A 21006-nucleotide genomic window follows, 5' to 3' on the forward strand; every position below is an offset into this window, starting at 1 on the left:
GTGCTTGAGCAGCGCGTCGAACTCGATCGGCCGGGCCGGCGGCGCGCCCGAGCAGCCGAGCGCGTCGAACAACACGTGGCGGATGTCGCGCGGGGTCGGCCGGGCCCGGAACTGCACCCGGCACACGTCCGCCGGCGCCAGGGCGCGCAGCGCCGCGTTCACCGACAGCGTCTTGCCCAGACCGGCGTCGCCATGCACGCACATCATCGCCCGCGCCTGCAGCACATCGGCCAAGTTGTCCCGCAGCGTCAGCAGCGCCGGTGTGGCCACGACATGCGCCCCGGACAGGCCGAGGTAGTGATCGTCGCGCTCATCGAAATCCAGCCAGGTCATCATCCTGCCGCGTCCTTCCCGCCCGCGTCGGCCGGGCCGTCGGCGCCGCCGGCATCAGCCGTCCGGGCGGAGCGCGGCAGCACCCAGCCCGGCGCCGGCGGGCCCAGCGGCACGACCCAGGGCCGGGCCTGCCGCCGCACCTCGCGGTCATCGGCGCCGGCGAGCTCGGCGGCGGCCTCGCTCCTGGTCATCGCGCCCAGCGGCCGGGCCGGCTCGGCAACCGTGGACGCGGCGTAGCGCTGACGGCGGGTGCGCTCGACCGCCTTGAGCTCGCGGGCCAGCCGGTCTCGGCGCGTGGCCCGGGCCCGCTGCACCGCCCGGATCTGCTCCGGACTGGCCTGGTCGGCCAGCACCGCCCGGCCGAGGTGCGCGCCGGTGCGCGCGTCGAAGACCTCGATCTCGTGGTCGTGATGCGGCATCCACCGCACCCGCACTGACCGGCCGGCGTTGGCGCCGCCGTTCATCCACGCCCCGACGTAGAAGCGGGTGCGCCACTGCACGCCCTTGCCGGTGATCGTGCGGACCCGGCCGTCGTCTTCCAGGGTAAACAGCCGCAGATCCTCGCCGGGGACGATCGCCAGCGGGGTCGGGTCGTCCAGCCACGCCTGCAGCGGCGTGCGCCCGTCGAGCACGTCCATCTCGTGACGGCCGTTCCACCAGCCGATCCACGCGAGCAACTCGTCGACGAACTCCTCGAAGCGCAGCGCGGGCGCGTCCGGGTCAGCCGGCTTGCCGTTGGCCAGCCGCGGCGCCGCTGTATAGCGGGGCAGCCCGGCGAAGAACATCGACTTCACCGCAGCGTTGAGCGTCTCCACGGTGCCCTTCAGGTGCGGCGTGTACCCAGGCAGGTCGACTACTCGGACCGCGAACACCGCACACGCCGCCGCGACCGTCGTCGACAAGAAGTCCTTGCCCCGGTCCACGCGCACCAGCGTGGGCAGGCCGCCAGCCGGGCCGTACGGCTCGTCGACGGCGATCGCCGCGCGCAGCGCGGCCAGGACACTCTCCCGGCTCGGCGCGCACGGCGTCACCGCAACCCCGAGCACGACGTTCGTCGCGCAGTCCACGAACCACGTGACCCACGGTTTGATCAGCCGGCCCTCGACGTCGACTTCGACCGACGCCTCCACGTGGTCGGCTTCCCAGGCGGCGTTGCGGTGCGTCGCCGGCCGCTGCAGGAACACGTCGTGCGCCCGCGCGGCCCGCTCACCCCGGCGCAGGCCAGCCCGCTCGCCCGGCGACAGCGCCTCGCGCACCGCCCGCCGCAGCGACGTCACGCCCGGCGCAGGTGGGCCGCCCGCCGCCGCGGCGTCAACCAGCTCGCGGTGCACCGCGGTCACGTTGCCCCGCCAGAACACCAGCCGCTCCCGCAGCGTCGCGTCGAGCGTCAACCGCGGCCGCACAACCGGCTCGGTCCGGCCCGCCGCCAGCGCGGCCCAACGCCACACCGTCCGCTCCGACACCCCAGCGCCCTCGGCTACCAAGGCCACCTGCTCCCGCGACAACGGCCCAGCAGCGCCAAGCTCCGCCAGCCGGCGCAACACCACGTCACGCAACGCGTGCTGCCCGCCGTCCGCCACGGTCGCCTCCGTCGATTGCGCTCGAGCGCCCCCAACCTACGGGACTCCTCCAGCTGCTGACAGATCCGTGGCCGTTTCCTGCTGACAACGACGTGGCCGTCTGCTGACAACGAAGCGGCCGCTCTCACGGAGGTCCAGGCGCCGTCGCCGGTCGGGGTTCAGTGTTTCACTGAACCCCATGGCGACCCCTCCGCGCATCGACGACGACCGGGCCGTGCTGGCACTGCAGGCGATCGCCGAGCGGCGTGCGGCGATCGACGATCCGCACCGTGAGCAGCTCGGCGACGACCCCACCGTCGTCGACGTCCTGCACGTGCTGTCCTACCTGCGCAAATACAGCGGGGCGGGGACCCCGGAGCAGGTGCGTCGCGCCGATGTAACCGACGCGCTGCGCCTGCGCGTGTGGTTGTGGTGGTACGGCGCGAGCCTCGAGCGATGGCTGCTGGAGCGCGCCGAGCAGCTGGGCATGAACCGTCGCGAGCTCGGCCGGCTGCTGGGAATCCGTACGGGCCAGGGCCTCGTCGACCGGCGTGACCGGCTGCAGGCGCTGCTCGGCCAGCACGGCCGGCCCGACGAGAAGGTGGCGCGCGCCGAGCGGGCCGCCGGCCGAGCGACCATGCCCCTGCCCCAGCGTCAGCAGCTGTGGCTCGACCGGCACCGCGCCGCCGTGCGGGCGGTCGCGGCCGCCCTCGTGGAGTATCGCGACCTGGCCGACGATGAGGCCGCCGAGTGGCTCGTCGAAGTCGCCCGCGATCTGCGCGAGCAGGTGTGCACGCCCGCCGCCTACACCCAGATCTTCTACGCCGTCGACGCGATGGCCACCGTGCCTGCGGTGCTCGCCCTACCCGACGCCCACGCCCTGCGCCGGGCGTTGCGCGACTGGCAGGTGCTCTCCGCTCAGTACCGGCGCATCCGCGACACCGCCGGCGCAGCCTGAGCACGACGGCGCTGGTCGCCGGTTTTTCGGGCGCCACCCCCGGCCCACCGCATCCGGGCCGATCACGCCCAGCGTCCGCGCAGCCGCCCCTTCCTCTCGCTGCTGCGCGCCCGCCCCGGAGCTCGTCGCCGGCGGGAGAGGTGTTACTGCGGCATAACGCCGGGCGCTTCCAGGGGCTGAGCAGCATCGATTCATGGGTGGTGTTAGCGGCATCGCTACCACGCGCCGGCGCCCGGGCCGGCCTGGTAACGCCCCACTCGGCACGGCGGAACGCCTACGCAGGGTGAGCGGCACGGTTCCGGCACGGCACCGGAACGATCCGGCCGGGCACCACCAACCGTGACGGAGCGTGTCCGCCCACGGCCGCCCGCCTGAGCTGCAGCGGCGCGGAACGGCACCGGAATGGTCCGCGGAACGGCGCCCGGAACGGTGCGGCATGGCGCGGCACGGTTCGACGGAACAGTCCCGGACGGCCGGGCGGAACGCCGGGCGGAACGGTCGCCGGCCGTTCCGCCCGGCGTCCCGGCCGTGCCGGCGGCGCTGCGGAACGGTCCGCCAGCCGCCGTCGCGTGCCTCCCGAGGCCCCCGGAACGCATGAGGCGCGAGCGCGGCACGACCGGCGGACGCCGCCGGCGCCGGCGGCACGGTCCCGCCGGAACGGTTCGACAGACCGGCGATCCGCGGAACGGTCGGCGGGGGTCAGCCCCGGACGACGCCGCCCGGATCGTTCCGCCGAGACGACCACTCGCGGGTCGGTCGGCCCCGGGCGCCCGCCGTCGCCGGAGTGCCCGACAGCCGGCTCCGCGCGGGCCGAGGAGCGCTCGTACCGGGGCTACGCAGGAGTCTTCAACTTCGTCGGCGGTAACTCTTTGCTACTGCGGTTCCCGGTGCTATCTTCGCGCGCGCGGCCGCGCGCGCCCCCGCATTGGCCCCTCCCCCGCACCACCCGCACCGGCCAGTGCGGTGCGGTGTGCGGTTTGACCGACGGTGAACATCCGGCGTAGCGCCGCCGCCAGCGCCACGTCCCCCGGCCGGCCGCGGCGCTCTTCGTGTCCCGGGCGCCGCCCGCGGCCCGGCCGGCCCCTCGCGACTCGGCGTCGACCGACGGCGGAAAGCCGGCGGGCGGACACCGACCCGCGCCGTCAGGCCGCGCCGCCGGCCTGGCCGGCACGGCGGCAGAGGACGGCGTCGACTGAAGGCCCGGCGCCGCGGAACGGTCCGGCCGGCACGACGGCACGGTCGCGGCGGAACGGCGACCGGGTCGCGGAACGGTCCGCGGAACGGTCGAGGCGGAACAGTCCGGCGGAACGGTCGGCACGGTTCGCCGGAACGATCCCGGAACAACGTCGGGAGCGCCGGCGGAACGGTGGGCTCGGCACCCCACGGAACGGCCCGGAACGGCCCGGAACAGCCTCCGGGGAACGGTGCGGAACGCGTGGCCGGAACGACGGGGGAGTGGCCGCCGTCGTTACTGACCGCGAGCGATGCAGCCGCCGCCTGGAGCACTCCCGGAGGCGGCGGCGGCACGTTACTGGACGTGTTCGGCACGGCCGCGTCGCCCAGCATGTAGTTGATCATCACATCGGGGGAGGACCCGCGAATCGAAGATCAACAAAGCCGCGCTCGTCCGTGATCCCTCACGGCCCGGGGGAGTGGCGGCCGGCCTGAAGCGCCCTCCGCCGTCGACAAGCAGCTCGCCATCCACCACGCCGCGCCCTGCGTCGACTCGGTCAAACGCAGGGAGGGGGTGCAGGCGCGCCCGCCGGTCGCGTCGCAACCCTGGCGCCGCCGGTCCGATTAACCGCGGTTAGTCGCGCCGCCTAAAGCGGCACTCGCTGGACGGGGGAGGCCGCCCCGTCCGGATCCCACTGATGATCGATTAACCGCGGTTAATCGGGGACCTGCTGGCGCCGACGCCGGGGCATAGCGGCGGACCGTCCCGGCCGGATTAACCGCGGTTAATCCGGGGGACCTACCGGCGCGCCAGCATGTCGTCACAGCTCAGCCGCCCTACCATGACGGCATCCGAAGTACCGGGGGAGTGGCCCCCGGGAAGCAAACGGGACGGAGGGCGCATGCCCACACAAATCCACGTGATTGCCAATCAAAAGGGCGGCGTCGGGAAGACGACGGTGGCGATGAATCTCGGCGCCGTCACCTACGACGTCTTGGTCAATCCGCCGGCGCTGATGCGCGAGGCCGCCGAGGCTGTCGGCGATCCGGACAGCCCGGTCATGGTGGTATCCACCGACCCGCAGGCATCCTCCGTGTGGTGGTCGGCGCGGGTGGAAAAGGCCGGCGGCCTGCCGTTCGACTTCGCTCAGGTCGAAGACCCGCACGACCTGCGAAAGCTTCGCCGACTCGGCAAGGCCCACATCTTCGTCGACACTCCGGGGTCCCTGGAGGACGAGCGAATCCTTGCAGCCGCACTCGACGAATGCGACGACGTGCTGGTGCCGATGCTGCCGGAGCCGCTGGCATACGACCCGACCGCCCGCACGATCGACCGGGTGATCGCCCCGAGGGGTATCCCGTATCGGGTCGTGGTCAACGCATGGGATCCCCGAGACGGTCTCCCCGACCTGCAGCAGACTGCGCAGTACATCAGCAAGAAGCGTTGGCCGCTGTGCAACACGGTGGTGCGCCGCTACAAGATCCACACGCGGGCTAGCGCTGAGGGTCTGGTCGTCACGCAGTACCCCAAGAACCGGGTGGCGATGGAGGCCCGCGAAGACTTCTTCCGGCTCGCACTGGAGCTGGGCTACGGCGGAGCGATCCCCGATGGACCGTCGCCAGCCGGCGTCGACACCCTGCTGGCTCAGGAGGCATGACGTGGCGGGCAAGCGCATCAATCTCGCCGAGCTCGCCGACGAGCCCCCGCTGGAGGAGGCCCGGGTTCCCGGCTTCACCGAGACCCCGCCACGCCCGCCCCGCGTTGAGCAGGTGGCTGCGAACCCTCTGAACACCCGCGACATCAGCGCCCGGCCGGCGAAGATCACGAGCATCGCCAAGTCGATCGTCGAACATGGCCAGCTACAACCGTGCACCGTCGTGACCCGCACGGCGTTCCTTGCCATCTTCCCCGAGCACGAGGCCGCTGTCGACGGCGTCGCCTTCGTCCAGGTCACCGGAGGCCGCCGTCGGGCGGCGATCATCGAGGCCGGCCTGCCCACGATCGATATTACGGTCAAGAACGACCTGGCCTCGTCGCGGGGCAAGTTCATCTCCGCCACCGCGGCGGAGAACATCGACCGGGAGGACTACGACCCGATCGAGGAGGCCCGTGCGGTGCAGCTGCTCGTTGAGGAGTGCGGCACCGGCCAGGCGGCGGCCGAACAGCTTGGGCGGACGCCGGCCTGGGTGACGCAGCGCCGCAACCTGCTCAAGCTCGCCCCGCAGTTGCAGGAAGCGCTGCGCGCAGACGAGACGGAGGACCGAATTCCTCTGCGGGAAGTACGGGACTTGCACAAGCTGCCCGTCGAGGAGCAGCTCGCCGCGCTCGAGGCATGGCGAGAGCGTCGATCAGCCGGATTAACCGCGGTTAATCAGGACGGCGACGACGACCCGCCGGCGAGCCCGGCCACCAAGGTACCGAGCCAACGGCCCTCGCCGACTGCGTCGGCGATCCGCCGACTCGGCGGCACGCCGTCCAAGATCGCGGCGACATTGCGTGCCGAACTGCCGGCCGAGGATCTCCGTGCCCTGATCGAAGAGCTACTGCGCGAGGACTAGCCGCAATCCACAGGACAAGAATGGCTGCCCCCGACCCGCCGGTCGGGGGCAGCCATTCTTCATGGCCGATCGGGGCGGCTGGCCCAACGTCCGGGCGCGGGTCCTGGTCCGCCGTTGTCGGCCGGTCACTTCCGCGCGTTGTGCGGCTCGCTGGGCCGGAGGTGGTCGACGCCACCACCTGGTTTGGCCGGCTCGGGCCAGTCGCAGTTGGCCGCCGAGACGGCCGGCGCCGCCGGCTGGTGGCGGCGGATCGCGGCGCGGGCGGCGGCCACGCCGGCGGCCCGAGTCTCGCCGCTCGCTGCGGCGGCGTCGCGGGCGTCGAGTTCGGCGCGGCGGGCGGCTTGGGCGTCGCGCTGGGTGTCGGAGGTCGCTGCGGCGACCTGGTGGCGGTGTTCGGCGTGGCGGCGGGCCGGGTGGGGTGGCTCGGCGTCGCCGGTCAGTGCCTGGTCGAGCACGGCGGCCAGGTAGGCGAGGGGGTTGTCCGGGTTGTCCAGCAGCGGGCGGGTCCGGGTCTTGGCCAGCCAGGCGAGGACCGCGGGTGCGGTCCAGTCCGGGCCGAGCCGGGCGCCGAGCACTGCAGCCACGGCGGGCCGGCGTACCCCTCCCAGCCAGGGCAGGCGCGGAATCAGGTCCCGGGCGAGGCCAGGCGCGAAGTCGGCCCAGTCCGGCCGTACACGGGCTCGGGAGGGTCGTGACGTGCTTCGCGGCACGTACCGCGTCCTAGGACGGTCTAGGGGTGGTGACGTGGGCCTTGCTGGCGACGGCCCGCGCCGTTCAAGATCACCCAAGCCCGCTCTAGTCGATGAGCGCGAAGCGCCGTCCCTACTCCGGCCCTCGGCCGGCTGCCCAGCCCGGCACCGCCGGGAGTGGATCATGATTGGCCGGGAGAATCTCAAACCCCAAGACGGACAGGAGTTAACACACTCACCTCTAGTCACCGGGTGGGATCGGCAGATATTCCGGGTGATCTTGACTGCCGCGTCAGGGCTGGTGACCGCGGCCAGGACCTGGCGGGTGGCCTGCCGGGCCTGGGCCCGGCAGGCCAGCTCAGCGCCCCAGCCCGGTGCCCGCTCGGCCGCGGCGCGCAGGTCGTCCAGCTCGGCCTGGGCGGTGTCGAGCAGCTGCTGGGCGCGCTCGAGGAGCTGGCCCAGCATGGCCAGGGCCTCAGGCACGTAGCGGGCCCGGACGGCCGGGTCGATCGGGGAATGGGTCAGCGGGTGGATGTCGAACTCGCCACGGTCGTTCCACCGGCCGGTCTCGATGCGTCGCTGCAGCGAGTTGCGGCCGCCGACGCGGGTCCGCCGCGCCCAGCCCACCGACTCGCCGGCGAGCAGCTGCCACGCGTCGTACACCGCCCGGTCGCTGTATCCGATCAGCTCCGCGGTGCGCTCCCGGCCAGGCAGCGCCCGCCGGCCCGTGCGGCAGTCGGAGTCCGCGGCGAGGACCGTGGCGACCAGCCGGGCCACCACCGGCGGCCGGCCCCGGCGGCTGGTACGCGCCGCGTCCAACCGGGCGTAGGCGTCCGCGGACAGCTCGACCGCACGGCCCCAGCTGTTCCCGCGGACATACCCGGTCGCGATGTTGTGCAGCCGCTCCCTCCAGCCGGTCAGATCCGCCACCACGGCCTCTGCCTCGGCCACCGCGGCCATGCGCTCGAACTCGGCCTCGACCCGGGCCGCCTCCGCCTCGGCCGCGGCGGCCTGATCCTGCTCAAACTGCCACCGCTGGCTCTCCAGCCAGGCCCGGTCGCCGCACCACCAGCAGCCGCCCCGCACGGGCCGGGCGAGCTGCACACCACGGTGCTGGCGCCGCGACTGGACAACGTCCAGCGCCGGGCCGGACAGCAGATCCTCGATCGCCGGCAACCGGCCGCCGTGGCCAGGCTGGCCGGGCCCGCACACCGGGCACACCGCAGCCTCGCCGACCTCTTCCCATGCCTGCGCCACCTGCCGCTGCGCCTCGGCACGGGCCCGGCGCTGCTGCTCGGAGCGCCAGCACGACCGGCACAGTGGCGTCGGATCACCAGGGAACCGGTCCGGCATGCCAAGCTTGTCGATCCCATGCTCGGCACACCGGGCACACGACACCTGCACGCCGGTGGCGTACGGCCGCCGGGGCACGCCACGCATCGCGAGACGGTCCTGGCCGGACCGGGTGGTCTCCAGCGCGATGTCGCCGCCGTCGACTGTGGCTGCGGGGTGCGCCAGCCGGGCCACCGTAGGGCCGGCTCGGTGCGCCGCGCACGCGCCCCCGCCTGCGGGGTCGACGGCGAGGCTCACGACGCCGGCGGCGTAGCAGGGCACGCAGAAGCCGCTACCGGCGGCCGCGCTAGGTCGCGCCGTCATCGACGACCGCCACGCCTGAGGTGCGCGGCGGCGGCCGCGGTGTGCTGGAGGGGCCCGACACCGGCCGGTGGCCGGTCGTCACCGTGCATCCCGGATTTGCCCGCAAAACGGATGTCATGCGGAGCAAACGGGCGCACCTCGTCCGGACGGGGAGAAGAAATCCCCGCGCGGCTGGTGGACTTGTCGGGCGCCTCCGTTATCCTGGATGCGGGTGCGCTATAAAGCATGCGCGAACCCGTCCGGAGGAGGACGCATAAGTCTGCCTTCGGTTCGGATTGACGACGGTCCTGGCGTCAGCGGCCAAGCAAACAGCCGGGGCCGTCGTTTGCTGTCTGTATTCAGTTATCGCGTGGCTTGAGAGCTGTGCTCCTTCCCGGGCGGGTACGCCGGTTGGATGGGTCAGGCAGCAGGATTGAGCTCGGCCAACGGCAGCTGCGCGGACGACCGTGCGGCGGCCCACACGGGCGTGCCCGTGTCGTCGAGCTCGTCGCGGTCGATCAGCGCGTTGAGGTAGCCGCTGACCGTGAGACCGGCCCGTTTCGCGCGCTCCGTGACGTCCGCCCACCTTTCCGGCGGTACGTACGCTTTCAGGAGCCGCAGGTCGCCGGCGACTGGTTTCGGCAGCCGAGCATCCGTGTCCATAGCCAGGATCTTGCCAGGGCTGGTACCAGTACCGCAGCCCCGACACGCCGAGCAGCTTCGATTCGCTCATCCCATTCTCTCCTCCCTCAGCGGGCCTGGTGACGCGGCGCAGGGAGCGACGGCGGCCGTCGCGCCCTGGCTGCGTCATGCCATGGCCGCGAGGTCGTCGGTGAGCCCGGCTGCCTGGTCGGTGACGTCGTAGTGGCCGTAGAGGTCGGCCCGGCGGCTGAGGTAGCCCCAGTCGCACAGGTCGTTGAGGAGGTTGCGGACGTGGGTTTCGCCCCATCCGCTCGTCCGGCGGATCTCGGCGTTGGTGGTTCGTCCCTCCCGGATCGCCTGCAGGACGGTGTGGTGCGATCGGGTTAGCCGCCGGTCGGCTGCGTCGCCCTTGTTCGCGGTGGTCGGCGCCCCGGCCGGTGCGGCGGCCGGCTGGTTGCCGGGCCAGGTCGGGAACTGCACGACCGTGAGGACCGGCTGCGCCGGCTTCGGCGGCGTGGTGGTGCCGGGCGCGTCGGCGGCCAGGGGCTGGCCGGCGCGCAGGGCGGCGACCTTCGCCGCCAGCGCGGCCCGGTCTGCCTGCTCCTTCAGCCGCCGGTCGCGGTAGAGCACGCCGGCGGCGTTGGCGGCGCCGACGTCGAGGCCGCGCCAGGTGACCTGGCGGGCGAACGCGCTGCGGGTCTCCTTGTCCCCGGGGTCGTAGCCGCGTAGCGGGGCCGAGCGGCCCTCACCGGACTTGTCGACGAGCAGGCCGTAGCCGGGCAGCGGGGGGAACGCCTTCGGGTCGATGTCCATCCCGAAGATGTTCTTGGGGTTGTTCGAGATGCATCGCAGTACCACGAGGTTGCCGGACATCAGCGACGAGCGCAGGGTGTCCGCAGCCGGGCCGGTGCCGAACGCGTCCAGGGTGCCGGTCTGCGACGCGGCGATGATCGCGACGCCGAGCTTGCGGCCCTCCCGCGCGATGGTCGTCGCCTTGGCCTGGATCTTCGGGTCGGCGAACGGCTCGTGGCACTCGTCGATGAAGATGAGCAGGCCGGGCCGGGCCGGGCTGTGCGTGAACCCGTCGAGCTCCTCGAGGGTGTTCTCCGCCTCGCGCAGCTGCATGACCAGCAGGGCCACGTCGAGCATCCGGTCGATGTCGGCGGTGCTGCGGGCGGCGTAGTCGGCGTGCTTGGCCAGCAGCGGCGACGACGCGCCGCCCTGCTTGTCGCCGAACCAGATCACGAAGCCGTGCGCGGCCAGGGTCAGCGCCAGCGACTCGAACATCCGGCTCTTACCGGAGCCGATGCCGCCGCAGAGGAAGCCGCCCCACAGGCTGTTCTCGGTGCACACGCGCCAGTGCCCGACGCCCTCGCCGTCGACGAACGGGCCGAGCGCGAGCTTGCCGGTGCGCGGGTTGTACGCAGAGGGGCCGGGCCAGCCGATCGGCTGCTTGACCGGCGAGCGGGTGACGATGGTCAGCTGCAGGCACGCCTCGTCGAGCAGCGGGTGCTTTTCGATGATGAGGTCCTGGCCGGGCCGCAGCCGCAGGCCGGTGCGCAGCATCGGCAGGGCGGCCAGGGCCGTCTGCAGCGACTGCTTGCCGGGCACCAGCTGCACGACGTACCGCTCACCGGACTTGATCTCCTCGCGGCCGGTCAGCCACGAGCCGCGCAGCGGCCCGCCGGAGTTGCCGCCGCAGTACATCCCCCACAGCGCCTGGTAGGAGTCCTGCTCGTCCTCGACGACGAGCGGCTCAACCACGGGGCTGTTGGGCAGCCGGTGCCGGCGCCACCAGGGCAGCGCCAGCACGGTGCCGACGGCGACGAGGATCCCCGCAGCGTCCCAGGACATCCCGTTGGCGGCCACCGAGCTGACCCAGGTCGCGGCCGCGGCCGCGCAGACGACCGCCCAGCGGCGGTCGCGACGGCTCGGCGCGCGCCGCATCGCCACGATCGACGCGACGATGGCCACGGTGAACGCCGTCGCGGCGGTGGCCATCGCCACCTCGGCCTCCGCGCCGGTGAGGTCGATCGCCGCCCGCGCCGCGGTCGCCGACAGCGCCAGCAGGGCCATAGTGTAGTGCGGGGCGGTCTGCTTGCGCAGGTATCGGCGGCCCAGCCGCCGCACGGGGCGCGACGGCGGCTCGGACGGGGCCGGTGGCGGGGGCGGCTGATCCGCGTATCCGTCCGCCGTCGCGGCGGCCGGGTAGGCGTGCTGGCCGAGCGGGTCGGGATACGACGGCGCCGGCGCCGCGTACGGCGGGTACACGGCTGTAGCGCGCCGGCGATCGGCGCGCGGGTCGGGCTGTACGTAAACCACGATCTCCTCCTGGTATTCGGGTGGAGGGCCGGTCGGCGGCCACCGCGCGGGCCAGTACTGCGGGTGCAGGACTGGCCCGACGGAAGCGGCCGTGGCCGCTTACTCAGCGGTGACGAACTCCTTGGAGCCGGCGCCGGGGTTGGCGTCGTACGCCTCCTTCACCTGGCTGTGCTGGGTGAGCACCTGGTTGGCGCGATCCCACGCCGCCGCGGCGGCGTTGCTGGCCTCCTGCGCGGCCGTGGCGGCGCTGATCACCTCACCGCTGACGCCGTTGCCCTGCAGGTTGGCGACGAACTGCTCGGTCGCGGCGACCGAGCTGGCGTGCGCCTGGGCCATCCCGCCGGCGTACTGCGTGGCGGTGCCCAGGCCGGTGACCTCGGGAGCGTCGGACATGGTGGATTCCTCCTTGAACATCGGGATGACGGTGGCCAGCGGCTGGTCACCGGGCTGGGGGGTAGCGGCCGGCCTCGGCGCCGGCCGCTGGGGAACCGCGTTCTCGGGCGGAGGTCCGCCTCGGCCCGAGCCGGTCGGCGCCGGCTGCTGCGGGCCGCCGGAAGGGCCTTGGGACGCCTGCGGTCCCTGGTACTCGGTGTCGTCATCGACGGCGCCGCCGTCACCGTCCCGGTCCACGTCGACCTTGAACAGCTTCCGGAACCAGTTGCCGACGCCCGCCGACCAGCGTCGCCAGAGCGGCGCGTCGTCGTCGATCGGGTCGCCCTCGGCCGGCTTCGAGCGGCGCCGCTCGGCCCGGTCGGCCTTGGCCTGCTCCTTCTTCTCCTGCCGGTCCAGCCAGGCGTCCCAGGCTTCTTCCCACTGCTTCGCCCACCACTTGCTGAGGAAGCGACGCAGCGGGCCGCGCCCGGCGAGCGGGTCGGCTCGCCGGGCGTCGCGTACCTTGCGCCGCTCCTCGAGCGCGTGCTGGAACAGGTCGCCCAGGTAGTCCCAGAAGCTGTAGCGGGCCTTGCCGGTCTTCTGCAGCTCGGCCATACGCAGCTTGACCCGCGGTGGCGTCTGCCCCCGGATCGCGTACACGCTGTCGGCAACGGCGGTCTTCACCGCGTAGCAGCAGACGACGACGACGAAGATCAAACCGACGACGCCTTCAAGTCCCATGGCCGGTCACTTCCGCATCGCGGCGACGAAGGCGTTGATCTGCTCCACGGCCGGTCGGGTCGCCGGCATCGCCATGAACGCGCCGATCAGGATCGGCAGCACCGACGGCAGGAGCAGCCCGACCAGCGGCGCGACCTTGGAGACCTTGCCCTTCTTGCGGACGTCGAAGACGAACCACAGGAACAGGAACACCGCGACGGCCGTGGCGATCGACAGCCCGGTCACCGCGTGGCCGACGTTGTCGACGGCGAGGGTGAACGTGTCGACGGCGGAGCCGACGCCGACACCGATCCAGCCGGCGATACCGAAGCCGACGATGAGGGCGCACCAGGCGACGAAACGGGGTGCGCTCTTGCGCATGAAGCACGCCAGGCCGGCGCCGAGCGCGACGGCGGCGATCAGGGACATGTATCCCGCGAGTGCGAGCATGTTGGCGGCCCTCCTCAGAAAAGCCAGGTCAGGGGGTGGAAGACGAACTGGAGAACCCCGTCGACCGTGTGGGCGGCCCAATGCCCGGGCGGGGTTTTGTAGAGCACCGCGCCGACGAGCAGGACCGTGAGCAGCCGGCCCGGCCGCTGCACGGTCCACTCGGCGTAGCGGCAGGCCACGGTGGACGGCAGGCCGATGAGGTACCAGTAGGCGATGCCGACGACGCGGCGCAGGCCGCGCGGTGCGGCCCACTCACCGACGTGGGCGTAGCTGGCCAGCTCGTCCAGCGACGCCGGCGGCGTTGCCCAGGGAGCCGGCGGGGTGAAGTAGCCGAGCACCTCGCGCCAGCTGAACAGCCGGTCGTTGTCGTCCACGACGTCGTCGTCGCGGGCGGGTGCGGGGGTCTCGTCGGTGACGGCGGCGTGCCTGCCGTAGCGGTCGGCACGCTGCCCGAGGTCGTTTCCGGGCGTCATGCGGAAGTCCTGTTCCGGTGCTGGGCGAGTTCTTGGGCCTGAGCCAGCAGGTCCGCCACGGCGGTCTCGGCGATCCGCTCGACGAGCGCGGCGTCGGCGTCCTGCATGGCCGACGACAGGTGCTGAGCGGCCGCCACGACCCGCTGACCGGGCGTCGCGGCGTCCGCCAGGCGCGTGTTGACCGCGACCTGGCTGCGTACCGCGCGCATCTGCGCCTGCGTGGGCAGTCCCTTACGGCGACGACGGCCAGCCATCAGCTCAGACCCCCTCCCCTGCCGGGACCAGCTCGCGGGACACGAGCTGGCCGGTCGACGCGGCCGCACGAGCGGCCGCCGCGTCGTTGTCCTCTTCGATCTCGATGCCGAGCCGGCCGAGCAGTTCGGGCAACTCGTCGGGATGCACGCCGCCGGCGTTGATCGCCGCGATCAGAGCGTCGATCTCCGCGAGTTGCTGCTCGAGCTGCGCAGCCGTGGCGTGCGCCGCGTGGGCCCGCCGCCGACTGACGATCAATGAGCAGCCGGTGGTGAGCAGCGAACCGGCCGCGATCGCGATGCCGGCGTAGAACGGGTCCGGCACGACGTCGGCGGCCGTGAGCGGGCCCGGTCCCATGACCAGGGCGGCGACCGTGTTCGTCGCGACGGACAGGGCAGCGCCCGCCGCCGCGCCGAACCCGACCGACAGAGCGGCGAGCCGGTCCAGACGCTGCAGTTCAGGCGTTCGAGTGCCAGTCGTCATCGCTGGCCCCTCCTGCCGACTCGCTTGCGCTGGCGCAGCACGATGCCGTCGCCGGAGCAGTCGTCGCAGACGCCGTTAGTTCGGCCGCGACGGCGCCTGGTCGCCGTGTGGACGTCGCCGACGAGGTGCTTCCAGGTGGGTACGCCGCGGCACGACCGGCAGGTCGCGATCCGGCTGTTGGACCGCACGGTGCGGACGATCATTTGGCACCGTCCTCTCCGGCCCACACCCGGCAGATGACGACGGTGTTGCTCCCCGGACGAGACGCATGCCGCCAGGTGACCTTCTCCCCCGGCATCGTGCCGCCGAGATCGACGGCCGTCGGCACGAGCTCCACCGACATCGGCTGGTCGACGACCACGCCGCCGAATACCTCGATCAGCGAGTCGCCGACCTGCTGGCGGACCAGGGCGTCGGCCGCCAGCGCGGCGACCGCGCGATCCTCGGTGGCGACCAGGACCTCGCCCTGCTCGCCCCACCACGTGGCCACTCCGTTGAGGACCTTGTAGGTGTCCTGGTCGAGGAAGTCGAGCACCCGCGCCCGCGTCAGCGGCCGGCTATGCATCTCGATGACGGTCGCGTTCACGCCGCCACCTCCCCGTCCGGTTCGGTGACCACCGCGGCGATGTCGCGCAGACGGACCTGCGGCCGGGCCTGCGGCCGGGCCTGCTCCCGCGGGGGCAGCACGTCGAGCGTCGGGTCGAACACCGTGATTCCGATCTGGCCGCGCTTGGCGCGGTACATCGCCACGTCGGCGCGGCGCAGCACGTCACCGTCCTGCTCACCGGGCTCGGCGTGGGTCATGCCGATCGACGCCCACTGCAGGTACGGGAAGATGCCCGGCAGCTCGTACGGCGCGGCGAGACCTTCCTTGATCTCCCACGCCGCCATGGCCGCCTGGTCGTCGGTCATCGCCGGCAGCAGGACCACGAACTCATCGCCGTGCAGACGCGTGGCGAAGCCGTTGGCGCCAACCTCCCAGCGCAGCCGGTCGGCGATCTCGATCAGGAGATCATCGCCCGCCTCGTGACCGCACCGGTCGTTGACGGCCTTGAAGTTGTCCAGGTCGAGCAGGCCGAGCGTGTAGGACGTGCCCTGACGACGCTCCATCTCGGCCTCCAGGCCGAGGCGGTTCGGCAGCCCGGTCAGCGCATCGGTGCGCAGCTGGGTCAAGGCGTCGTCTCGTTCGCTGCGGAGCGCCTCATTGGCCGTGCAGCGGCCCAAGACCAGACCGCCAACTGCCGCGGCCGCCATGCCGGCGAATGCGAGCATTTCGCCGGGCATCACGCTGCCGCCTTCGCGGCGCGCGTCTCGGCAAGGCGAGCGGTGCGGATATTGACCCGCTCCCACTCAGACGTGCCGCCCCAGACACCGTGCCGGCCGCCGCGCGTACGCAGCGCCAGCTCACGGCACTCGACGAGCACCGGGCAGTCCTGGCAGAGCTGGCGGGCCCGCACCTGCTCCTCGATGTACCGCTTGCTCTCGGGCTTAGCAGGTTTGGATCCGATGAGCGGGAAGTAGTCCTCAGGATCTTTGTGCTGGCAGGGCCTCGCGTCCCCGCCGGCGTCGACGAACTCAGCGAGCGTCTCGGTGTCGAGCATCTCGACGTGCTCCGGAACGGTCGCCCGGACCGGTGCAGAGAGCGCAAGACGTGGATGTGCCACGATGGTCATAGCTCCGACCTCCTTCCTGAAAGCGGGTGTGCCGGGCTACTGGCCTCGGTGGGGGACCATCCCGCCGGGGCCTCCTTCTGTCTGGAGCAGGCGGGGGACCATCCCGCCTGAACCAGCCCTCGCCCTCGCGGGGACCATCCGCAAGAGCGACTTGACTACGCGCCTACTCTCTAGTTCGAACTAGGCGCGTTTTAAGTGTGACCGTGCCTCGTGATGTACGTCAAGGCCTAGTGCGAACTACGATCAGCGCAGGTGTCCGGCGAATTTCGGAGGTGCAGTGGCGACCACGGAGCGATGGCGCGTCGTGTTGAGGGAGCTGCGTGACGCAATCCGCTCCGGCGAGTACCAGCCAGGCGAGCGGCTTCCCACGGTCGACGACCTCATGGAGCGCTACTCCATGACATCCCGGCCCGCCGTCCAAAAGGTGCTCGCAGCGCTGGCAAGTGAAGGTCTCGTCGTGACGGTGCACCGCCGCGGCAGCTATGTCCGTGAGTACTCACCGATCGACTGGCATCCTGGCGCTTTCGAGCACCGCACGAGTCGTCGTGACATTGAAGGCGCTGGCCAAGACGCCTGGGCCGCGGACGTTGCAGCCCAAGGCCGTGTGCCGCGGCAGGAAATCGTGGTTGAGACGGCGCCTGCCCCCGACTCCATCGCCGCCAGGCTCGATCTTGCGCGGGGTACCGAGGTTGCCGTGCGGCGCCGCCTGCGCTTGGTCGACGACACGCCCTTCCAGACTGCTGACTCCTACTACCCGTTGTGGGTGGCGGAGGGCACTCCGATCATGTCGCCCGGCGATATTGCTATCCCTGGCGGCCTGATGGCAGCAGCAGGGCATCCGCAGGTGCGCTTCCGTGACGAGATCGTCGTCCGAATGCCTGACCCCGATGAGCAGGCCCGCCTGTCGCTTCCTCCTGGTACGCCCGTTGCGGAGCACACCAGGACCGGTTTCAACTCGAGCAAACGTCCGGTCCGGGTCATTGTGACCATCGCGCCCGGCGACCGGCACCGCATCATCTACGAGGTCAGCGGCCAGTGAGCCCGCACACGATTCGATTAGCCCAAGACGTGGATCTTGCGGCAATGATCTCGCTTCGCACCGAAGCGGAGCAATGGCTGCGTGATCGAGACGTCACCCAATGGACCAGCGACTACTTCGACTACGCACGCACCGTGATGACCGCATCAGTGGTCGCTGGCATCGCCTGGGTGGTTGAGGCGGGCGACGAGGTCGTGGCGACCGCGGCACTGAGCCCACAGGCCGACATGGATTTCTGGGACATCGAAGACGATCCCGACAGCGCGCTGTACCTCGGCAAAATGATCGTCTCTCGCGCGCACGCCGGCCGCGGACTCGGTAGCTCGATCTTGGACTGGGCGAGCCACAGAGCGCATCGCCTCGATAAGCGGTGGGTTCGCATCGACGTCCGGCGCGACAACGATCGTCTCCACGCCTACTACCTAAAGCTTGGATTCCAGCACGTTAGGACGGTCAAGCCGGAGCACCGCCGGACAGAGTCCGGTTGGCTGGCCCAGCGTCCCGCGGGGTTCCACGTTTCCGACGGCCCCGAGCTGTTCGAGCTCGCATAGCCGCCAGCGATCGGGTCATCCGATCACACGATGAACTTGTCAACCAACACGCCCTGAGCCGCAACAGGCCGCAGGGCCCAACGTCGTCTCCGTGCCCTCACAGTTGTCTTGGGACACTTAGTCTTGGGACAATCGTGCCTGAGCGGGACTCCATGTCAACGAGTGTCCCAAGACAATTCAGGGGGAAGAAGGGGTTGCGGTGGTCGTGCACTCGCGCTACCTAGACATCGCCTCCCAGATCCGAACCAGGATCGAGGCCAACGAGTGGGCCCCCGGCGCGCACCTACCCCGGCTTAACGATCTTGCTGCTGAGTACGGCGCGAATCGCGACACCATAGGCAGAGCGATCGCAGCGCTCGAGACTGAGGGCTATGTATGGGCCGTACAGGGAAGCGGCATCGTCGTGCGCTACGGCACCATGCGCCCTCGGCGACCCAGAGGCGATCTTGTCAAGCGCAATGAACAGAGCCTTGGCTATTCGTTCCCCTCTGCAAGCAGCCAGGAGGTGTGTGTCCGCCACGGTCACGCCGTCAACGCGCCCGCCCGGCTGAACGATCCGCGCATCGCCAAGTTGCTGGGCGTCAAGCCAGGAACCGAGGTACTGCGTCGACTTCGTGTCACCGGGCCAGCGTCAGAAGCGCCGTTCCAGATCAACATCTCATGGATCCACCCCCGGGTGGCCGACCTCGTCGTGGATGTTGATGCAAATCCGGCAGCCGGCGAATGGCTGTACCGCATCGAGAAGGCCGGCCACTGGCCCATCCGGTGGGTCGAATTCCATCGAGCGCGGATGCCCAGCAAGGAAGAGGCCGCGCAGTTGGAGATTCCCACCAGCCTCCCCGTTCTGGAGATCGTCCGGCAGGGCCTATCCGGCTCCGACGACCAGCCCGTCGAGGTGACGGAGTACGTCATCGCCAGCGACCGCGTCGAGACAGTCCACGTGCTACACCGGGACGAACTGGCCCAGGCACCCTGGCCAGACAGTCAGGACGGTTCCGGAGGCCTCACATCGGAAGGTGAGTCATGACGACCACCGTCACCGTTGCCGCAGCAGGCCGCACTCACGTCGGCCTTGTGCGGCGTCGCAACGAGGACGCACTACACGTCGGTCCGTATCTGGTCGCCGTAGCCGACGGGCTCGGCGGACACGTCGCCGGCGACGTCGCCAGCGCTGATGCGATGAAAGCTCTGCACGCCTACGACCGGCCGGTCGACTCGGAAGCCCTCGCACGAGCTCTCGGCACGGCAGTCCATTCCATCAACGAGGCACTGCGCCGCCGTACAGCGGCCGATCCCGAGCTGGCCGGCATGGCGACCACCTTGGTGGCGCTGCTGTTCTCCGGTTCGTCCGCCGCTTTGGCCAACCTCGGGGACTCCCGGGCCTACGTGCTGCGTCGCCCCGGCGACCTGGCACAGATCACCGAGGACCATACGTATGGCCACCTGGTCGCCGACTCGAAGAGCGTGCCAAACCTCCCCGAGCGGCTTTCTCGCTTCCTTGACGGCCGAACCGATGGCAGGTCACCCGACATCACCTTGTGGCAATTCCAGCCCGGTGATCGATTCTTGCTCTGCTCGGACGGCCTCAGTTCGTACGTTCCCCACGCCGAGATCCAGAACGCGCTTACCTCGTCTCCGACGCCGCACGATGCAGCAGACCGCCTGGTTGAGCTCGGGCTTGCTCACGGCGGCCACGACAACATCACCGTGATCGTGTTGGACGTTCGATCGACTTAAGTCGAAAGATCATGGCGCTAGTTCGAACCAAACCTTGACGGAGGGAAGTAACACCACACACACTGAGAGTGCCTAGTTCGAACTAGGCGCGGCGGCCGAGTGGATGGTCCCCACGAAGCCGCAAGTCGGGTGTGCATCGGGATGGTCCCCCGCTGCGCATCCGTCACCACAAACCTGCCGGCATAAGCCCGGCGGGCGGTAGTTCGGCACACCCGCTTTCAACGCAAGGAGGGTGCTCGTGCCCTGCTGTGAGGACACCGCGCCAACAACGAGTCGGATCAACGGGCCAGACCGGCCCATCCAAGCCGCGTCGCCCTTTGTACCGGTCGACATCGTCCGCGAGCACCTGGTACGTCTTCGCGCTCGAGACATCCCACCGAGTGTGATCGCCGGGCAGGCCGGCGTCAGCACGAAGACCGTGACCCGAATCTTGCAGCGCCGGGTCCAGCATGTTCGTGGATGCGTTGCGCAGGCGCTGCTCACCGTGGAATTGGGTCCGGACCTGCTCTCGCTCCGGGTTGACGTCATTGGAACGGCCCGCCGTCTGCGCGCGCTCTGTTCGATGGGCTGGAGCCTGACCGACCTGTCCGAGCGCTGCCTGATCCCCCGCCAGACGCTCAGTTCGTGGTGCCGCGAGCGGTGCCAGTCGATCCCGCGGGCAAGTGCTGAGGCGGTCGCCGAGGTCTACGACGAGTTGTACGCCGTCGACGGCCCGTGCGAGCTGACCCGCGCGCTGGCTGAGCGCGAGGGCTGGGACCTGCATGTTTGGCTCGACGAGGACATCGACAACCGGGACGCAGCGCCGCTGGACGCCTCCGGCCTGGTCGACGAGGTGGCGGTAGACCGGGTGTTGTGCGGCGAGCGCTCGCTCGCCGCGACACTGACTCGTCAGGAGACGGCCGAGGTCGTACGCCTGGGGACGGCGGCAGGTTCGTCGCAGAGCGACCTGGCCCAGATGCTGGGGACGACGAGTCGGCAGATTTGCCGCATCCGTGCCCGCCTGCGCGAGGCGGATCCGGCGACCGTCGAGTTGACGGCGCCCGTCCCGGTGGACGAGGCCTCGACCGCCGAGGTCGCGGTGGAGGTGTGCGCGCCCACCGCGGAGTCGGTCGCCGTGCCGCCCTGCCGGACGCACGGCGCTCGGCCCGGCACTCTCCGGCTCCGGTCTCCGCTGCTGCACCGGCTGGCGTCGTTGCCGGTTCACCGCTCGGCTGGCAGGCCGGCCACCGCGTGGAGGGGTCGCCCGGGCGTACGACGTCCTGGGAAGCGGCCTCGGCGGTTCTCTGCGGGTGGGCCACCGGGTGGCGCGCCCGCTGCGGGGCGATCGCCATGCGGCCGGCCCGCGTCGGCGGGGGCTGAGCGGTGAGTGCCGCGGCCCCGCCGAAG

The 21006-nt window shown here is 71.2% G+C and carries 21 protein-coding genes; 8 read left to right on the forward strand and 13 right to left on the reverse strand.

The features are described from left to right. Both IEZ31_RS56530 and IEZ31_RS12005 read right to left on the reverse strand, forming a co-directional pair. Positions 1 to 336 (reverse strand): AAA family ATPase (locus IEZ31_RS56530; RefSeq protein WP_229834781.1); only part of this gene is annotated, 336 nt, incomplete at its 3' end. After that, positions 333 to 1874: a TnsB C-terminal domain-containing protein gene (locus IEZ31_RS12005; RefSeq protein WP_190250085.1), complete on the reverse strand. Its 1542-nt coding sequence runs from the start codon at positions 1872 to 1874 to the stop codon at positions 333 to 335. The genes IEZ31_RS56530 and IEZ31_RS12005, both read right to left, overlap by 4 nt. 217 nt (positions 1875 to 2091) lie before the next feature. Between IEZ31_RS12005 and IEZ31_RS12010 the strand changes: the two genes are divergently transcribed. The 3 genes from IEZ31_RS12010 (at position 2092) to IEZ31_RS12020 (ending at position 6582) form a co-directional block, all read left to right on the forward strand. Then, a complete protein-coding gene (locus IEZ31_RS12010) occupies positions 2092 to 2850 on the forward strand; it encodes a hypothetical protein (protein WP_190249885.1) in 759 nt (252 codons plus the stop codon). Positions 2851 to 4925: 2075 nt separating this feature from the next. Then, positions 4926 to 5681, forward strand: coding sequence for a ParA family partition ATPase (locus tag IEZ31_RS12015; protein WP_190249886.1), 756 nt, complete (start codon positions 4926 to 4928; stop codon positions 5679 to 5681). Position 5682: 1 nt separating this feature from the next. Next, a complete protein-coding gene (locus IEZ31_RS12020; RefSeq protein WP_190249887.1) occupies positions 5683 to 6582 on the forward strand; it encodes a ParB/RepB/Spo0J family partition protein in 900 nt (299 codons plus the stop codon). Positions 6583 to 6707: 125 nt separating this feature from the next. Here IEZ31_RS12020 and IEZ31_RS56535 read toward each other — a convergent pair whose 3' ends face one another. The 11 genes from IEZ31_RS56535 to IEZ31_RS12075 form a co-directional block, all read right to left on the reverse strand. Beyond that, positions 6708 to 8927, reverse strand: a complete 2220-nt coding sequence (locus IEZ31_RS56535) for a hypothetical protein (RefSeq protein WP_229834783.1) — start codon at positions 8925 to 8927, stop codon at positions 6708 to 6710. 399 nt (positions 8928 to 9326) lie between these two features. After that, a complete protein-coding gene (locus IEZ31_RS12030) occupies positions 9327 to 9569 on the reverse strand; it encodes a hypothetical protein (RefSeq protein ID WP_190249888.1) in 243 nt (80 codons plus the stop codon). A 144-nt stretch (positions 9570 to 9713) separates the two neighbouring features. After that, positions 9714 to 11870, reverse strand: a complete 2157-nt coding sequence (locus IEZ31_RS12035) for a type IV secretory system conjugative DNA transfer family protein (protein WP_190249889.1) — start codon at positions 11868 to 11870, stop codon at positions 9714 to 9716. Positions 11871 to 11969: 99 nt separating this feature from the next. Further along, complete coding sequence (locus IEZ31_RS12040; RefSeq protein WP_190249890.1) at positions 11970 to 12983, reverse strand: hypothetical protein; 1014 nt, start codon at positions 12981 to 12983, stop codon at positions 11970 to 11972. Between the two features lie 6 nt (positions 12984 to 12989). Beyond that, a complete protein-coding gene (locus IEZ31_RS12045; RefSeq protein WP_190249891.1) occupies positions 12990 to 13412 on the reverse strand; it encodes a hypothetical protein in 423 nt (140 codons plus the stop codon). A 14-nt stretch (positions 13413 to 13426) separates the two neighbouring features. Continuing rightward, positions 13427 to 13885 (reverse strand): hypothetical protein, encoded by a 459-nt coding sequence (locus IEZ31_RS12050; RefSeq protein WP_190249892.1) that lies wholly within the window; start codon positions 13883 to 13885, stop codon positions 13427 to 13429. Next, positions 13882 to 14094, reverse strand: coding sequence for a hypothetical protein (locus IEZ31_RS12055; protein ID WP_190249893.1), 213 nt, complete (start codon positions 14092 to 14094; stop codon positions 13882 to 13884). The genes IEZ31_RS12050 and IEZ31_RS12055 overlap by 4 nt, the downstream gene beginning before the upstream one ends. Positions 14095 to 14143: 49 nt before the next feature. Next, positions 14144 to 14620: a hypothetical protein gene (locus IEZ31_RS12060; protein ID WP_190249894.1), complete on the reverse strand. Its 477-nt coding sequence runs from the start codon at positions 14618 to 14620 to the stop codon at positions 14144 to 14146. A gap of 199 nt (positions 14621 to 14819) precedes the next feature. Continuing rightward, positions 14820 to 15206 carry a hypothetical protein gene (locus IEZ31_RS12065; RefSeq protein WP_190249895.1) on the reverse strand — a complete coding sequence of 129 codons (387 nt, stop codon included), beginning with the start codon at positions 15204 to 15206 and terminating at the stop codon, positions 14820 to 14822. Beyond that, the gene (locus IEZ31_RS12070) at positions 15203 to 15793 is read right to left on the reverse strand and encodes a GGDEF domain-containing protein (RefSeq protein WP_190249896.1); all 591 of its coding nucleotides are present in this window, start codon (positions 15791 to 15793) and stop codon (positions 15203 to 15205) included. Before IEZ31_RS12070 ends, IEZ31_RS12065 begins: the two co-directional genes overlap by 4 nt. Before the next feature lie 110 nt (positions 15794 to 15903). Further along, positions 15904 to 16293, reverse strand: coding sequence for a WhiB family transcriptional regulator (locus IEZ31_RS12075; RefSeq protein ID WP_190249897.1), 390 nt, complete (start codon positions 16291 to 16293; stop codon positions 15904 to 15906). Between the two features lie 304 nt (positions 16294 to 16597). On the opposite strand from IEZ31_RS12075, the gene IEZ31_RS12080 reads away from it, so the two are divergent. From IEZ31_RS12080 to IEZ31_RS12100, 5 genes are all read left to right on the forward strand, one after another. Further along, positions 16598 to 17332 (forward strand): GntR family transcriptional regulator, encoded by a 735-nt coding sequence (locus tag IEZ31_RS12080; protein ID WP_190249898.1) that lies wholly within the window; start codon positions 16598 to 16600, stop codon positions 17330 to 17332. Between the two features lie 44 nt (positions 17333 to 17376). Beyond that, positions 17377 to 17883 carry a GNAT family N-acetyltransferase gene (locus IEZ31_RS12085; protein ID WP_229834786.1) on the forward strand — a complete coding sequence of 169 codons (507 nt, stop codon included), beginning with the start codon at positions 17377 to 17379 and terminating at the stop codon, positions 17881 to 17883. 205 nt (positions 17884 to 18088) lie between these two features. Further along, positions 18089 to 18910, forward strand: a complete 822-nt coding sequence (locus IEZ31_RS12090) for a GntR family transcriptional regulator (RefSeq protein WP_268241663.1) — start codon at positions 18089 to 18091, stop codon at positions 18908 to 18910. Further along, complete coding sequence (locus IEZ31_RS12095; protein WP_190249901.1) at positions 18907 to 19620, forward strand: PP2C family protein-serine/threonine phosphatase; 714 nt, start codon at positions 18907 to 18909, stop codon at positions 19618 to 19620. Before IEZ31_RS12090 ends, IEZ31_RS12095 begins: the two co-directional genes overlap by 4 nt. Positions 19621 to 20002: 382 nt before the next feature. Continuing rightward, positions 20003 to 20986, forward strand: a complete 984-nt coding sequence (locus IEZ31_RS12100; RefSeq protein WP_190249902.1) for a helix-turn-helix domain-containing protein — start codon at positions 20003 to 20005, stop codon at positions 20984 to 20986. Positions 20987 to 21006 lie beyond the last annotated feature (20 nt).

The sequence above is a fragment of the Dactylosporangium sucinum genome, from assembly GCF_014647515.1.
Classification (GTDB): Bacteria; Actinomycetota; Actinomycetes; order Mycobacteriales; family Micromonosporaceae; genus Dactylosporangium; species Dactylosporangium sucinum.